Below are 13,991 nucleotides of genomic sequence, written 5' to 3'. Positions count from 1 at the left end.
AGAAAGGAAACCGTGAAATTCCCTAGTCAGCGCATTGCGCTGCTCTTTGAACAGTTGCAAAACGAAGTACTGCCGCCGGATGAACTGGCGAGGCGGCTCACGGTTTCCACACGCACACTGCGTACGGACATCACCTGTCTGAACCAGTTACTGGCTGACTACGGTGCCCGCTGCCGTCTTATCCGCGGAGCGGGCTACCAGTTGCAGATTACGGATAAAACCCGCTTCAGTCAGTTGCCGCAGAGCACCCGGCCGGATAATGTCCCGCGTTCTCCTGCTGCCCGGGTACATTATTTACTGCACCGCTTTCTCACGGCCAGCGGGGCGGTAAAGCTGGAAGAGCTGGCCGATGAATGTTTTATCAGCCGCGCGACCCTGCAAAGTGAAATGGCAGAAGTACGCCAGACATTCCACCGTTACCGGCTGACCATAGAAAACAGGCCAAGGTATGGCATGAAATTGTTCGGCAGTGAACGGGCGCTCCGTCATTGTCTGACTGACTTTTACTGTCAGCAGATCCAGCCTGATAATGCCATCACCCTGTTCAGCCCGGAGATAAACCCGGCACTACCCGATATTCTCCACCAGAGTTTCAGCCGCTATAACATCCGTATGAGCGATAATAATGTCCTTTATCTGCAGTTATATTGCAGTATTTCGCTGCAACGCCTGAAAGCGGGATATCGGCTTGATGATTTTACCGCCGATGATATGGCCCCCGAGGTACGCCATGCCGCACGGCAGATTATACGCCAGCTACTGCCCGGCGGGTCAGAGGTCCCGGAAGCCGAGGAGACCTGTCTCGGTATCAACATTGCCGCCCGTCGTCACGGAGAAGACACAGTCAGCCTCTGGTTTCCTGATGAAAGCCTCCGGCTGATGAATGCTATTCTGAGTTATATCGGCCGGCATTATAATTTTGACCTGTGTCACGATACACAGTTATGCAGTGATCTTCTCGCCCATATCCGCACTATGCTGACCCGCGTACGTTACCAAATTACCATCCCGAATCCCTTACTCAGCAATATCAAACAGTATTACCCGATGGCCTATGATATGACCCTGGCTGCGGTCTCTGAATGTGCCGGGAAAATGCATTACCCGATCAGTGAAAATGAAATCGGATTTCTGGTTCTGCATATCGGGGTCGGTCTGGAAAGACTGTCTCCGTCGGGTAAACAATATCAGCCGCAAGTCCTGGTGGTCTGTAATACCGGTCAATCAACTATCAGGGTCATCGAAGCTCTGCTGCTGCGTCGCTACCCGCAGATTATGATCAAAAAGACGGTTACCCTGCGAGAGTATCAACAGCAGTCTGTCATTGAAGAAGACTTTGTTATCTCCACCGTACGTCTCAGTACCAAAAATAAACCGGTCGTCGTAATGTCACCCTTCCCGAGTGAATATCAGTGGGAGATGATTGGTCGTCAGGTATTTACAGATCGTACCTGGCCACGGATGCTGGAACGTTTTTTTGATGCCCGTCATTTTATGATCCTCAGCCAGCCGCTGACCCGTGCAGAACTGTTCCGCAGAGTATGTGATCAGTTACAGCAGGAAGATATTGTTGATGAACACTTTTATGCTTCGGTGAGCGAACGTGAGCAAATTGTCAGTACGCTGCTGGGTGAAGGTATTGCCCTGCCTCACGCCATCGGGCTGCAAGCCAAAAAAACCGTGGTTTATACTTTGCTGGCACCAGACGGTGTGCCCTGGGGAGAAGAACGGGCCTATGTCATTTTTTTGCTGGCGATCAGTAAAACCGAATATGCAGAAATCATGGCGCTCTATGAACTGTTTGTCGCTCTGATGTGCCGGAAATCTGCATTATTACTGCGACACTGCAAAAATTTCTCCGATTTTACCCTGACAACCCTGCAATGTTTACATCAGTCGGTGACGGAGCACTGACTCCCGGCCACGGCTTAGTACTCATCACCCCGCACCCGATCACGGTAGCTATCCCAGTCAAAACGCACCCACATACTGTTCCCCAGCCGCATACGATCCATCACACGTTCACCCAGTAATGCGTTCATCCCATCGTGATTGAGGTTAGAAAGCATACCGGTCGGCCGTTTAGAAGAAGAACGACGATCAACTATCTGGTTAATAATAACCTTTTCATAGCGCGATTCTGTCTGCATACCGATTTCATCAATCACCAGCAAATCCACACTACTCAGATCATGGATCAGCCCTTCTTCGGTCAGGTCGCTGTCGCCGCTAAAGGTGCCTTTCATATTGGACATAAGATCAGCGACTGTCACAATCAGTACACTCTTACCCCGTAAAATAAGATCGTTACCTATTGCCGCTGCCAGGTGATTTTTGCCGGTACCGGGACGACCGGAAAACACAAAACTGGCAATACTGTGTTCAAATTCAGCGGCGTACTGTCTCGCCATGGCCAGGGCCTTACCCTGTGCTTCACATTCCACACGATAATTATCAAATGAGCAGTTAATATGCAGCTCTCTGATCCCGGAACGCCCCATAATACGCTGCATTTTCATCGCACGATTTTCACGCACAATTGCCTGCGAGCGCAGCAAGCCTTGCTGCTTATTCCACGCCAGTAACTCCTCGCCACTGGTAAATTTAGGCTGGATCCCGGCAGGCATTAATCTTTGTAAACGACTGAAAAGATTTTCCGGTGTTTTCATTATTCCCCCCTGAAGCCATTAGGTGTCTGACGGTCCGGTTCTGCTACCCCGGTCAGGTCACGGCGTCCCTGGCTGTATTTAGTCACTCTGCCTGTCTGCAGAGAGCGGGCCAGTTTCTGCTGCCACTGGACATGATGAAACACCCGTCCTTCAGCCTGCCAGTAAGCGACAAATGAGGCCAGCTCTTCATCGGTAACTGGTTCACTCAGGGCTATTCCCCACAGTGCTGCCTGACGCTGAAAATCTTTATCAGGCTGCCAGCCGGCAAACATCGGAAACTTACCGGCCGGAATACGTAAGGCGGCGGGCGATGCCGCTTGCGGGTCAAAGAACTGTTCATCCAGCACGATATCCGCCGGTCGTTGCAGCGCAGTTTCCGCAGCTAACAGTTCTGCCAGCCGCTCAGCGGTCAGCGCATACATCACCGGGGCATTCTGGTTAAATACCGCAAGCGTTCCCTGCCCGGCGCTTTGCAGTGCAGAAACGGGATCCTGGCTGAATTCATCCAGCCCGATGATTGATGAGGCTAAAATTTTAACCGGCATAGCAGAACCTGATGTTATAGAATTTTCTGTTCAGGGTATGAATGACACCACCGAACCACCGGCAGATAGTGTATCAAGTTTGTCGTCGCGGATCGCAAAAACATGAGATCAATATGACGGCCAGAAAGACACTGTCTGGCGGTAACGGGCAGGCCCGGCACTCACTGGCAGGAGAGAAGAATGGTGATTACACGTTGTGGCTGGGTCAGTGATGACCCGCTTTATATTGCCTACCATGACCATGAATGGGGCGTCCCCGTTAAAGATCCGCAGCGCTTATTTGAAATGCTGTGCCTCGAAGGTCAGCAGGCCGGTCTGTCGTGGATAACCGTACTGCGTAAGCGCGAGGCCTACCGGCGATTATTCCACCAGTTTTCGGCCCGTAAAATAGCCGGCATGACTGATGACGATATTGAACAACGCTTGCGCGATCCCTCAATAATTCGTCACCGGGGGAAAATAACGTCACTGCTTACCAATGCCAGGGCGATGCTGGCGATGGAGTCGGCCGGTGAGCCATTCAGTGATTTTTTATGGGGATTCGTCAATCATCAGCCACAGGTGAGCCGCTATGCCTGCTATCGTGACGCACCGACCACCAGCCCTCAGGCAACCCGCCTGTCCGCGGCCCTGAAAAAGCGGGGGTTTACCTTTATCGGACCGACCATCTGCCATGCATTTATGCAGGCGACAGGTATGATTATCGATCACCAGACGGACTGTTTTTGCCACCAGGATAACCTCCCCTCCGGTCAGTGAATGCCGGTAAATAACCCGATGAACGTACTGCAGGGTCGAATCTCTCCTTACAGACAGGCATAATTAACCCAAAGGATCCGCTTTCCTGCGGGTTTAACAGGAGACAGACGGAATGACCAGCAGGCCAGCAAGAGCCACAATCAGCGACGTCGCCAGAGCCGCGGGCACAGGTAAAACCAGTGTTTCCCGCTACCTTAATGGTGAGCTGGATATATTATCTCCCGCGTTAAAAGAACGCATCGCGCAGGCAATTGCCGCCCTCGATTACCGGCCAAGCCAGATGGCTCGCAGCCTGAAACGCGGCCGGACACGACTGATTGGTCTGATTATTGCGGATATCACCAATGCCTATTCAGTTGAGATAATGTGCGGCATTGAAGCCGCCTGCAGAGACTATGGCTTTACCCTGCTGATGTGTAATACCAATAACGAACTTGCCCTGGAGCAATACTATATCCAGTTGCTGAGCAGCTATCAGGTGGAAGGAATTATCGTTAATGCTGTCGGCATGCGGGAAGAAGAACTCGGCAGGTTACAACAATCGCGCCTGCCGATGACCCTGATTGATCGGAAAATTGCTGATTTCGATTGTGATGTTATCGGCCTCGATAACCATGAAGCGTCAGAAAAAGTGACCCGTCATCTGGCTGATAATGGATACACGGCTCTGTTGTTTATCAGTGAACCCATTGGCAGCGTCAATACCCGCCGTGAAAGACTTGAGACTTTCCGGCAGACAATCGCTGCCTGTCCCGATGTCGAGGGTGAAAATGCGGAGATTGCCCTGCATCAGACATCGGAGCTGAGTCTTTGTCTGAAAGATTTCCTGCACCGTCACCGCCATCAGCGCTGTGCCATTATCTCCGCTAACGGGCCGCTGACATTACAGGTGGTGAAAGAGTTGCAGGCGCAAGCGGTTGTCACCGGTACCGATGCCGGGCTGGTCGGGTTCGATGAAATGAACTGGTCTTCACTGGTCGGGAGCGGTATTACCACCCTGAAACAGCCAACCCACCAGATTGGTTACAGGGCACTGCAAAGCGTCATTCACCGGATTAAACATCCGGACGCTGAAAAAACAGAACAATTTTTTAGTGGTGAACTGGTGGTACGCGGCTCCAGTCAGCCACTCTGAAATACGCTGCTGCAGTAATAATCAGTCAGTTTTGAGATATACATCTAATATTTTGTTTTCCGCCTGGTGGAACCGATACCATTCGGATAGAAATAGCGTATAAGTGAGAAATTCTTAATGCATGACTGATAAAGCATAAGGGGCAGAACATGGAAGCTGAGATTATTGTCGTTACCGGAGCATACGGTAAACAGGAAGTACTGGCTGCCGGAGGCCAGCGGGCTTTTCTTCCGGTTATTGAGCAAGCCGGAGCTGACGGTGTCGAAATCCGCCGTGAGCTATTTTCTGACGATGAACTCAGCAGGCTGCCTGCTCTGGCGGCCGATATCGCCCGTCACCGGCTAACCGCCTTCTATTCAGTACCGGATACATTGTTCACCGCACCCGGAGTAATCAACCCCGGCCTGCAGACCTACTTTGAGGAAGCCGCAATACTCAATGCCGGGGTACTGAAATTATCCCTCGGGTACCCTGCCGGAGATGTCACCCGACAACAACTGACAGCGGCAATTGAAGCCTGTCCGGTCCCGATTGTTATTGAGAATGATCAGACGGCTGGCGGAAAAATCGCACCGATGGAAGATTTTTTCTTCGCTTTCAATGGTATTGAAAAACTGCAGGGCATGACATTCGACACAGGCAACTGGCGATGGATCGGGGAATCTCCCGAACAAGCCGCCAGCCGGTTAGCCCCCTATGTCAGTTATATTCATGTCAAAGTCGCCATTCCGCACCCTTCGGGCTTTCAGGCCGTTCCGCCCGATGAGCATGACAGCCAGTGGCGCGAGTTACTGGCTGCCCTGCCCGCCCGCGTACCGCGAGGCATCGAATTTCCATTATCAGGCGGCGACTTAACTGCGGTCACCCGTCGCTATGTCAGTTTGCTCCGGCAAGACTGATCGGTGCACCGTCCGCTGAATATTCCCGGCTGATTACTCCTCTGTTTTCCGGAACCACCGATAATGTCGGTACGGGACCCGCGGTATAACTCAACCAGTAATGATAAAGAGAGACTGAATGAAACCTTCCGTAATACTTTATGAACCATTACCCGCTGATTTGCGCAGTCAGCTGGAAGCCCGTTACCAGGTCACCGAAGTCAGCAATCTGGACAGCCACACCATTGCCAGTCATGCAGCTGCATTTTCTGAGGCTGTGGGCCTGCTGGGTTCCGGCAGTAAAGTCGATCAGGCCTTACTGGAGCAGATGCCGGCATTGCGCGCCTGTTCAACAATTTCTGTCGGTTACGATCTGTTTGATCTTGATGCACTGGATGCGCGCCGGATTGCATTAATGCATACCCCTACCGTATTGACCGAAACCGTCGCTGACACGGTGTTCGCACTGATCCTCGCCAGTGCACGCCGGGTGACCGAGTTGGATAGCTGGGTCAAAGCCGGCGAATGGAAAAAAAGTATTGGCCCTGAACACTTTAGTATTGATGTGCACCATAAAACTCTGGGTATTGTTGGCATGGGCCGTATCGGGATGGCCGTCGCACAACGTGCTCATTACGGCTTTGGTATGAATATCCTGTATAACGCACGTAAACACCACCCGCAGGCAGAATCACGGTTTTCTGCAAAATATTGTGATATTAATCAGCTGCTTGAACAGAGTGATTTTGTGTGTGTTATTCTGCCGCTGACTGAACAAACCCGGCATTTAATCGGCGAAGAACAACTGTCCCGTATGAAACCCAGCGCGATATTGATCAATGCCGGCCGGGGGCCTGTCGTTGATGAGCAGGCCCTCACCCGGGCACTGAAAAACCACACCCTCTATGCCGCAGGGCTGGATGTCTTTGAACAGGAACCTGTTCCGGCAAATGCAGAACTGCTGAGTTTACCGAATGTGGTTACGCTGCCACATGTCGGTTCGGCGACCCATGAAACACGTTACGGGATGAAACGTGATGCCGTGGAAAATCTGATTGCGGCGCTGGACGGTAAGCTGGAAAAAAACTGTGTAAATCCTCAGGCGGTTAATCCGGCCTAGTTTTCCGCGGAATACGGAGAAAACATCAATATAATCATTGCGCCCGCCAATGGCGGGCGCTATGGTGAGATTACCACCGATTAACCAACTATTGTCCTCTATGCACTTTTCTCAGTTCGGTAACAAATTTACCCGTCAGACCGGTATTTCCCGTTTAATGGAAGATATGGGGGCGGGTTTACGTACCCCGGGTACCGTGATGCTCGGCGGCGGTAACCCTGCAAAAATTCCGCAGATGGATGAATATTTTCAGCAATTACTGGAAGAGATGCACCAGAGTGGCACACTGACAGAAGCGCTGTGTAACTATGATGGCCCGCGCGGCAAAGACAAGTTACTGGAAAGTCTGGCAGCAACACTCAGGCAACGTCAGGGCTGGGATATTTCTGCCAAAAATATTGCACTGACTAATGGCAGTCAGAGCGCTTTTTTTTATCTGTTCAATCTGTTTGCCGGTAAACAGGCTGACGGAACAACACGTAAAGTCCTGTTCCCTCTGACCCCGGAATACCTGGGCTATGCCGATGCGGGTCTGGAAGAAGATCTGTTTATCGCCGCCAGGCCGGCCATCCGCCATCTGCCGGAAGGGCAGTTCAAATATCATATCGATATGGACAACCTTACTGTCGATGACAATATTGGTCTGATCTGTGTCTCACGACCCACCAACCCGACAGGTAATGTGATTACCGATGCAGAGGTGCTGGAACTGGATAAGCTGGCACAACAGCATAATATTCCGCTATTGATCGATAATGCCTATGGGCTGCCTTTTCCGGGTATCATTTTTACCGACGTCAATGCCGTGTGGAATCAGAACATTATCCTGTGTATGAGCCTGTCAAAACTGGGGCTGCCCGGCGCAAGGTGCGGGATCATTATCGCCAGCCAGCAGACAATCACGGCTCTGGGGAATATGAACGGTATTATCAGCCTGGCCCCGGGCAGTGTCGGACCTGCGATTGCCCACCAGATGATCTGTCGTAATGATTTACTGGAATTATCAGAGCAGGTGATCAAACCCTATTACCGCCATAAGGTCGCAGAAACTATCGCACTGATCCGCCGCCACATTCCGGAAGAACGCTGTCTGATCCATAAACCGGAAGGCGCTATTTTCCTCTGGCTGTGGTTCCATGAGCTGCCGGTCACCACCGAAACACTCTACCATCGCCTGAAAGCGCGCGGTGTACTGATGGTGCCGGGGCATTTCTTTTTCCCCGGATTGCAGGACGAATGGGCCCATACCCATCAGTGCATGCGAATGAATTATGTGCCTGATCATGCAGAAATCGAACGGGCAGTCATTATTCTTGCTGAAGAGCTGGATAAATTATATTCATTAGCAGGTTAGTTAACCTTCTGATTCCACAGGTTTACTTATGCGTTCTAAAGATTTTATCCTGGCACTCTGCGTGGTGATTATCTGGGGTGTGAATTTCGTTGTTATCAAAGTCGGCCTGGACGATATTCCGCCCTTTCTGCTCGCCAGCCTGCGCTTTGCGCTGGTGGCCTTTCCTGCCTGCCTGTTTATTCGCCGGCCGGCAGTGCCTTTCAAATGGCTGCTGGCCTATGGACTGACCATCAGTTTCGGTCAGTTCGCTTTTCTGTTTCTGTCGATTAAGCTCGGGATGCCCGCCGGGCTCGCGTCGCTGATCCTTCAGGCGCAGGTATTCTTTACGCTGTTATTCGGGGCCCTGTTTCTCAGGGAATCACTGCGCTGGTATAACATTGCGGGCTTACTGATTGCTGTCTGCGGAATGATTTTTCTGGCAGAGCACAGTCTGACAGGAACAGGCACTGTCGGTATGCCACTCATCGCATTGCTGTTCACTCTGGCGGCAGCGGTCTGCTGGGGACTGGGAAATATCACCAACAAAGTCATTATGCGCCATTATCCGGTGCCCGCCATGTCACTGGTGGTATGGAGTGCGTTTATTCCGTTACTGCCGTTTATGCTCTGTAGCTGGTGGTTCGACGGTATCGACACCATCCAGTACAGCCTGACACATTTTTCTTTTACGGGTGTATTCGCGGTCATCTATCTGTCACTACTGTCGACGATTATAGGCTATGGATTATGGGGCAGCTTACTGGCCCGTTATGAAACCTCACGGGTGGCCCCCATGGCTTTACTGGTCCCGGTCGCAGGGATATTCAGTGCAGCCTTACTGTTACACGAATCTATGAGTCCTGCACAGATCTCCGGCATTATGGTGATTATCGCCGGGCTGCTGGTCAATACCTTTGCCGGAAAGCTACAGCAACGACTCACCGGGAACCTAACGAATAACAGATAAAAAAACGCCGCATTTCTGCGGCGCTTAATCAGAGCATACTCAGCAACCATTAAACCGCTGAGTGACTGATTTCGATGCGGCGGGGTTTGGCTTCTTCCGGAGTAATACGTTCCAGGTCGATGCTCAGTAAACCATTCTCCAGCCGTGCATCACGCACCAGGATATGATCAGCCAGCTGGAACTTACGCTCGAAGTTACGCTCAGCGATCCCCTGATACAGGTATTTTTTCTCACTCTGTTCTGTGGGGTGAGAGCCACGGACCATCAGCATATTATCGTGAAACGTAATATCCAGTTCTTTCTGCGAAAAGCCGGCAACGGCAATAGTGATCCGGTAGTGGGTATCATCTACCAGTTCGACATTGTACGGAGGATATCCGCCATTAGACTGGTTCGGATTAGATTCCAGCAGATTAAATAAACGGTCAAAACCAATAGCAGAACGATATAACGGGGATAAGTCAAAATTACGCATAACAGACTCCTGAATGTCAGCAAGTATTGTTCACCTTCCCTGAGGGACAGGCTGATAACCTCCGGATAACCCTGATGGCGAAATCCGGAGCCTTACTCATATAGTGGGGTCGATCGCATTTTTTTCAAGCAAAAAGATGTTTTTTTGAGCCAGTGACCACGAATTGACTTACACTCAGGGAACCTTGACCGCAATATGCGCGCTTATCTGCAACGATTAACTCTGTCTGAAATATCAGGCTGCGGGAATGAAAAGGGATGATGATGATGAAAACCAGAAACAGGATTCCGGCAGCAGGCGTAATTGTCTGGTGTGCGTTTTCGTCCACTGGCTGTTCCAGTGTGATGTCACATACCGGGGCTGACCAGGGATATTATCCGGGGACCCGGGCAAATACCGAAATCCTTAAAGATGATAATACCCGCTGGCCAATTAAAACGCTGGCAGTCGTTGATTACCCCTTTTCAGCCGTAATGGATACCCTGTTACTGCCGTGGGATTACTTTCGCGAAGACACAGGTAAAAGCGGTACATCACTGCGGGCCAGGGTGGCAGAAAGTGAACGTCTGGCGAAAACCCGTGAATCACTGCCCGCCAGCAGCACTGCTACAATACAAAACCGTCCACAATAAACAGCTGCCGCCAACCGTTAATATCCCGCATAAAGGCGATTTTTTCACCATCCGGAGACCAAACCACAGCATCGCCACAGGGTGCTGTTGTGGTACGTTGAGTCACCCGCCGGCAATCTCCGGAGTCAGGATCACAAATCATCACACTGTTATCGCAGATAAAAGCGACCCGCCGGACCTGCGGATGCCAGTTAACCACCGAGCTGATACTGTGGGGTAAATCCGTAATCTGTTGCGGGCTGCCACCCGCAGGAGAGACACCCCATAACTGAATGATACCCCGGGTGTCTGCCATCAGAAATGTCACCATACTGCCGTCAGGCGAGGTTCGCAGCCAGTGGCGCGGCTGTAGTGCAATTCCCCGGCTATAGGTCAGCCTGCGTTGCGTAACGCCGGCAGGAGGGGCGGGTAACCGGCTCCCGGTCCCCTGTAACGGGTATTCACCGGCCACCGCAAAATCGGCCGGGTCGTCAGGTAAATCGACAATAAAAATCTCCGGGACCTTCTTTCCTTCAGTCGACAGTGTATCCCCGATAAAGACCAGCGCTCTGCGCTGCCATTCACCGCTGGCTTTCCGGTAGCCCTTATGCCCGACCCAGCCTTCTTCATAGGCGCGATTAATCTGATCACTGCCGGGATCAGGAAACGGGGTGGTCTGGCTGACAATGACGCAAAAGTGGCTGCCATCGTGTCCGCGCGGGTGCTGCCTGCTGACGATCACCGGATGCAGGGGAACCGCGACTCCGACATTCCGTAAATCTTCAGCCGTGGAACGTTGATGCATCACATGGTCATTATAGGTAAAGCTGAGAAACTCACCGTCTGCATCAAACATATGCACGTGACTGCCACCACGTAACGCACCCGCCGTATAAGGCGGTGTAATATCACAGCCATCAAGGGTCACGGCCTGACCATCACTAATAATCACCCCGCGACGGTGGTGAAAATCGTAATACCAGCTCTGATCAGGATTTTCCGGCCCGTGAATACAGACATAACGTTCAGGTAATTGCGGGCTGCAACTGACTACCCCGACACAGGCACCTTGTGAGGCCCGATAGATCACTTCCCTGACCCCGGTCGTTATATTTACACGTTCCACCGTCTGGCTGTTAAAGGTTGCATCCGGCGGGCGCACATCAAACACCAGCCACTGGCTGTCGGGTGTCCATATCTGAGCATTTGTCAGTTGATGATGACGGGATTCAAAAGTCAGTTGTCTGTCCGGCATGGCCTGTTCCGCATGAGTCTTGGGGGTAAGGGAATATGCAATATTCTGCCCGACAGTGCCAGCATAAGCGGGACAGATAAACAACAAAAGCTGCCCTGAGGCAGCTTTCCGGTAATGAACTCAATAACAAATGCGGTTATTTATTTAACTCGGCTGTCATATAGACGCCATTATCATCACGGGCGCTGGTGATAGAGTAAGAGGAGGCACCCGCAGCTTTTGCCTGCGCTGCAATATGGGCTTCAGCACTGTCCAGGGTACTGCCCGAGGCAGACACTGATTCGGCAAACGCACCAAATGACAGGGCAGATAATATCGCAGCAGCAACTAATGCAGTCATCGTTTTCATGGTCAAAATCCTTGTTTATGGTTTGTTACGCAGGGTACACATTGTCCCGGGTTAACCCGTGGCGCGCGTCTTATCGCGGCAGATCTGTTTTATTTTCTGAGGAGGTTACCGGTCAGGAAATACAGCGCCAGCAAGACAGGACGGTTATTTATTCAGTTCAGCAGTCATGTAGACGCCATTATCATCACGGGCGCTGGTGATAGAGTAAGACGAGGCTCCCGCGGCTTTTGCCTGCGCTGCAATATGGGCTTCAGCACTGTCCAGGGTACTGCCGGTGGCAGACACTGATTCAGCAAACGCACCAAATGACAGGACAGATAACATCGCAGCAGTAAATAATGCAGTCATAGTTTTCATGGTCAAAATCCTTCTTTATGGTTGTTACGCAGAACAGCTGTCGTTCTGATAGTGCATATAGTAACTATTGTTATTATTAGTCTATTAACTGAAAGTGCGATCTACATCACATTTAATCGATTATTTTTGCGATTACTTTCAGTGACCGGCCAATCGGCATCGGTAAGATACCGCTTATTTATTCAGTTCCGCCGTCATATAGACACCATTCGCCTGACGGGCACTGGTAATGATGTAAGAAGAGGCTCCTGCCGCTTTCGCCTGCGCAGCAATATTCGCTTCAGTACTGTCCAGAGTACTGCCACTGGCTGATACAGGAATAGCAAAAGCCCCGAACGACAGGACAGATAATGCTGCGGCAGCAACAAGCGTAGTAATGGTTTTCATAACGGATACCTGATAAATGTTTAAAAAATGTCATTTGTTTTGACGGGATAGTGATAACAATGGTTATTATTAGCTTGTTAACAAATGATGCGGTAAATACCGTTTCATTAACAGGTACGGCCGTCTTCTGCTAAAGACTATTTAACTTATGGGTAATACTGGTCGGGAAAAATGGCGGGGAAGATTTACCGGCTGAGTGTTTCTAAACCAGGGGGGAAAAAGAACCGATGACAGGCCGCAGATACGGCCTGTGTACAGGGTTCAGTCAGATAATGCCCACTGTTCAATCGCACGGGCAACACCATCTTCAGCATTCGACGACGTCTGATAACGGGCCTGCTGTTTTACTGAATCAATAGCATTGCCCATCGCTACCCCGCAGCCGGCGTAAGCAATCATCGCCAGATCATTTTCATGATCACCAATCGCCATCACTTCATCTGCAGAAAAACCTGACAGCTCAGCAAGTTTGCGTACCGCTGCACCTTTATTTACCTGATTGTTGAGGATCTCCAGGTAGAATGGTGCACTTTTCAGAATGGTATACTCTTTCCTCACTTCCGGAGGTAACCGGCAGATGGCAGCGTCCAGTAATTCAGGCTCATCGATCATCATCAGTTTCGGAAAACGTAATGACGGATCCATATCCGCTGCCGCGCGATAACGCAGTGGTATTCCGGTCAGAGATACCTCATGGATAGTGTATTTACTGATATCCTGGTTCGGGGTGTACAGATGGGTTTTATCCAGCGCCTGGAAATGTACCCCAAACTCCCGTGCCAGTTGTTCAAATTTCAGATAGTCCGCATGACCCAGGGTAACTTCAGCAACGCAACTGCCATCTTCAGCACGTTGTACTAATGCACCGTTATAACTGATACAAAACTGGCCTGGTTTATCCAGGCCCAGCTCAGTAATATAGCGTTGCATGCCGATATGCGGCCGGCCGGACGCCAGGACAACAATAATCCCCTGCTGCTGTGCTCGTGCGATTGCTGATTTCACCGCAGGGGTAATTTTATGCTCCGGATCCAGCAGTGTGCCGTCCATATCGAGTGCTATCAGTTTTATTGCCATAATATCCTCATCAGTTGCCAAATATCGTCTGATGCTATCTTGTTTAGCCTGAGCCTGACAGTATTAACCTGCCA

General features: G+C 51.0%; 17 protein-coding genes. 9 read left to right on the top strand and 8 right to left on the bottom strand.

What is annotated here, in order from left to right; translation table 11 throughout:
* Positions 1-12: 12 nt before the first annotated feature.
* Entirely contained in the window at positions 13-1,914 is a 1,902-nt protein-coding gene (locus tag JK211_RS03750; protein ID WP_212707337.1) for a PRD domain-containing protein, read from the top strand.
* A 14-nt stretch (positions 1,915-1,928) separates the two neighbouring features.
* Here JK211_RS03750 and dnaC read toward each other — a convergent pair whose 3' ends face one another.
* A complete protein-coding gene (dnaC, locus tag JK211_RS03745) occupies positions 1,929-2,669 on the bottom strand; it encodes a DNA replication protein DnaC (RefSeq protein WP_212707336.1) in 741 nt (246 codons plus the stop codon).
* Entirely contained in the window at positions 2,669-3,214 is a 546-nt protein-coding gene (gene dnaT, locus JK211_RS03740; RefSeq protein WP_212707335.1) for a primosomal protein DnaT, read from the bottom strand. The genes dnaC and dnaT overlap by 1 nt, the downstream gene beginning before the upstream one ends.
* 41 nt (positions 3,215-3,255) lie before the next feature.
* Here dnaT and JK211_RS03735 point away from each other — a divergent pair, with 41 nt between their 5' ends.
* From JK211_RS03735 to JK211_RS03705, 7 genes are all read left to right on the top strand, one after another.
* Complete coding sequence (locus JK211_RS03735) at positions 3,256-3,426, top strand: hypothetical protein (protein WP_212707334.1); 171 nt, start codon at positions 3,256-3,258, stop codon at positions 3,424-3,426.
* Complete coding sequence (locus tag JK211_RS03730; protein WP_212707426.1) at positions 3,401-3,973, top strand: DNA-3-methyladenine glycosylase I; 573 nt, start codon at positions 3,401-3,403, stop codon at positions 3,971-3,973. The genes JK211_RS03735 and JK211_RS03730 overlap by 26 nt, the downstream gene beginning before the upstream one ends.
* 112 nt (positions 3,974-4,085) lie before the next feature.
* Positions 4,086-5,108: a LacI family DNA-binding transcriptional regulator gene (locus tag JK211_RS03725; RefSeq protein ID WP_212707333.1), complete on the top strand. Its 1,023-nt coding sequence runs from the start codon at positions 4,086-4,088 to the stop codon at positions 5,106-5,108.
* Positions 5,109-5,257: 149 nt separating this feature from the next.
* A complete protein-coding gene (locus tag JK211_RS03720) occupies positions 5,258-6,007 on the top strand; it encodes a sugar phosphate isomerase/epimerase (protein WP_212707332.1) in 750 nt (249 codons plus the stop codon).
* A gap of 118 nt (positions 6,008-6,125) precedes the next feature.
* A complete protein-coding gene (gene ghrB / locus JK211_RS03715) occupies positions 6,126-7,106 on the top strand; it encodes a glyoxylate/hydroxypyruvate reductase GhrB (RefSeq protein WP_212707331.1) in 981 nt (326 codons plus the stop codon).
* 100 nt (positions 7,107-7,206) lie between these two features.
* A complete protein-coding gene (locus JK211_RS03710; RefSeq protein WP_212707425.1) occupies positions 7,207-8,460 on the top strand; it encodes a valine--pyruvate transaminase in 1,254 nt (417 codons plus the stop codon).
* A 28-nt stretch (positions 8,461-8,488) separates the two neighbouring features.
* Positions 8,489-9,406, top strand: coding sequence for an EamA family transporter (locus tag JK211_RS03705; RefSeq protein WP_212707330.1), 918 nt, complete (start codon positions 8,489-8,491; stop codon positions 9,404-9,406).
* A gap of 49 nt (positions 9,407-9,455) precedes the next feature.
* On the opposite strand, the gene ibpA is transcribed toward JK211_RS03705, so the two are convergent.
* Positions 9,456-9,881: a small heat shock chaperone IbpA gene (ibpA, locus tag JK211_RS03700; RefSeq protein ID WP_212707329.1), complete on the bottom strand. Its 426-nt coding sequence runs from the start codon at positions 9,879-9,881 to the stop codon at positions 9,456-9,458.
* A 266-nt stretch (positions 9,882-10,147) separates the two neighbouring features.
* Between ibpA and JK211_RS03695 the strand changes: the two genes are divergently transcribed.
* On the top strand, positions 10,148-10,513 hold the full coding sequence (locus JK211_RS03695) for a YceK/YidQ family lipoprotein (protein WP_212707424.1): 366 nt from the start codon (positions 10,148-10,150) through the stop codon (positions 10,511-10,513).
* On the opposite strand, the gene JK211_RS03690 is transcribed toward JK211_RS03695, so the two are convergent.
* The 5 genes from JK211_RS03690 to yidA form a co-directional block, all read right to left on the bottom strand.
* A complete protein-coding gene (locus JK211_RS03690) occupies positions 10,488-11,747 on the bottom strand; it encodes a DUF3748 domain-containing protein (RefSeq protein WP_212707328.1) in 1,260 nt (419 codons plus the stop codon). The two genes, JK211_RS03695 and JK211_RS03690, sit on opposite strands and share 26 nt — an antisense overlap.
* A 136-nt stretch (positions 11,748-11,883) precedes the next feature.
* A complete protein-coding gene (locus tag JK211_RS03685; protein WP_212707327.1) occupies positions 11,884-12,096 on the bottom strand; it encodes a YdgH/BhsA/McbA-like domain containing protein in 213 nt (70 codons plus the stop codon).
* A gap of 144 nt (positions 12,097-12,240) precedes the next feature.
* The gene (locus JK211_RS03680; RefSeq protein WP_212707326.1) at positions 12,241-12,453 is read right to left on the bottom strand and encodes a YdgH/BhsA/McbA-like domain containing protein; all 213 of its coding nucleotides are present in this window, start codon (positions 12,451-12,453) and stop codon (positions 12,241-12,243) included.
* A 174-nt stretch (positions 12,454-12,627) separates the two neighbouring features.
* A complete protein-coding gene (locus JK211_RS03675) occupies positions 12,628-12,840 on the bottom strand; it encodes a YdgH/BhsA/McbA-like domain containing protein (protein ID WP_212707325.1) in 213 nt (70 codons plus the stop codon).
* A 261-nt stretch (positions 12,841-13,101) separates the two neighbouring features.
* Positions 13,102-13,917, bottom strand: a complete 816-nt coding sequence (gene yidA, locus JK211_RS03670; protein ID WP_212707324.1) for a sugar-phosphatase — start codon at positions 13,915-13,917, stop codon at positions 13,102-13,104.
* Between the last annotated feature and the right edge of the window lie 74 nt (positions 13,918-13,991).

It is taken from the genome of Tatumella sp. JGM130, assembly GCF_018257525.1.
Classification (GTDB): domain Bacteria; phylum Pseudomonadota; class Gammaproteobacteria; order Enterobacterales; family Enterobacteriaceae; genus Tatumella; species Tatumella punctata.
This window is presented reverse-complemented; position numbering and strand designations above follow the sequence as displayed.

What these genes read in the sequence shown, in the direction of transcription:
- dnaC (WP_212707336.1), bottom strand. Translation starts at nt 2,669, where the DNA reads ATGAAAACACCGGAAAATCTTTTCAGTCGTTTACAAAGATTAATGCCT.
- dnaT (WP_212707335.1), bottom strand. Translation starts at nt 3,214, where the DNA reads ATGCCGGTTAAAATTTTAGCCTCATCAATCATCGGGCTGGATGAATTC.
- JK211_RS03735 (WP_212707334.1), top strand. Translation starts at nt 3,256, where the DNA reads ATGACACCACCGAACCACCGGCAGATAGTGTATCAAGTTTGTCGTCGC.
- JK211_RS03725 (WP_212707333.1), top strand. Translation starts at nt 4,086, where the DNA reads ATGACCAGCAGGCCAGCAAGAGCCACAATCAGCGACGTCGCCAGAGCC.
- JK211_RS03720 (WP_212707332.1), top strand. Translation starts at nt 5,258, where the DNA reads ATGGAAGCTGAGATTATTGTCGTTACCGGAGCATACGGTAAACAGGAA.
- ghrB (WP_212707331.1), top strand. Translation starts at nt 6,126, where the DNA reads ATGAAACCTTCCGTAATACTTTATGAACCATTACCCGCTGATTTGCGC.
- JK211_RS03710 (WP_212707425.1), top strand. Translation starts at nt 7,207, where the DNA reads ATGCACTTTTCTCAGTTCGGTAACAAATTTACCCGTCAGACCGGTATT.
- JK211_RS03705 (WP_212707330.1), top strand. Translation starts at nt 8,489, where the DNA reads ATGCGTTCTAAAGATTTTATCCTGGCACTCTGCGTGGTGATTATCTGG.
- ibpA (WP_212707329.1), bottom strand. Translation starts at nt 9,881, where the DNA reads ATGCGTAATTTTGACTTATCCCCGTTATATCGTTCTGCTATTGGTTTT.
- JK211_RS03695 (WP_212707424.1), top strand. Translation starts at nt 10,148, where the DNA reads ATGAAAACCAGAAACAGGATTCCGGCAGCAGGCGTAATTGTCTGGTGT.
- JK211_RS03690 (WP_212707328.1), bottom strand. Translation starts at nt 11,747, where the DNA reads ATGCCGGACAGACAACTGACTTTTGAATCCCGTCATCATCAACTGACA.
- JK211_RS03685 (WP_212707327.1), bottom strand. Translation starts at nt 12,096, where the DNA reads ATGAAAACGATGACTGCATTAGTTGCTGCTGCGATATTATCTGCCCTG.
- JK211_RS03680 (WP_212707326.1), bottom strand. Translation starts at nt 12,453, where the DNA reads ATGAAAACTATGACTGCATTATTTACTGCTGCGATGTTATCTGTCCTG.
- JK211_RS03675 (WP_212707325.1), bottom strand. Translation starts at nt 12,840, where the DNA reads ATGAAAACCATTACTACGCTTGTTGCTGCCGCAGCATTATCTGTCCTG.
- yidA (WP_212707324.1), bottom strand. Translation starts at nt 13,917, where the DNA reads ATGGCAATAAAACTGATAGCACTCGATATGGACGGCACACTGCTGGAT.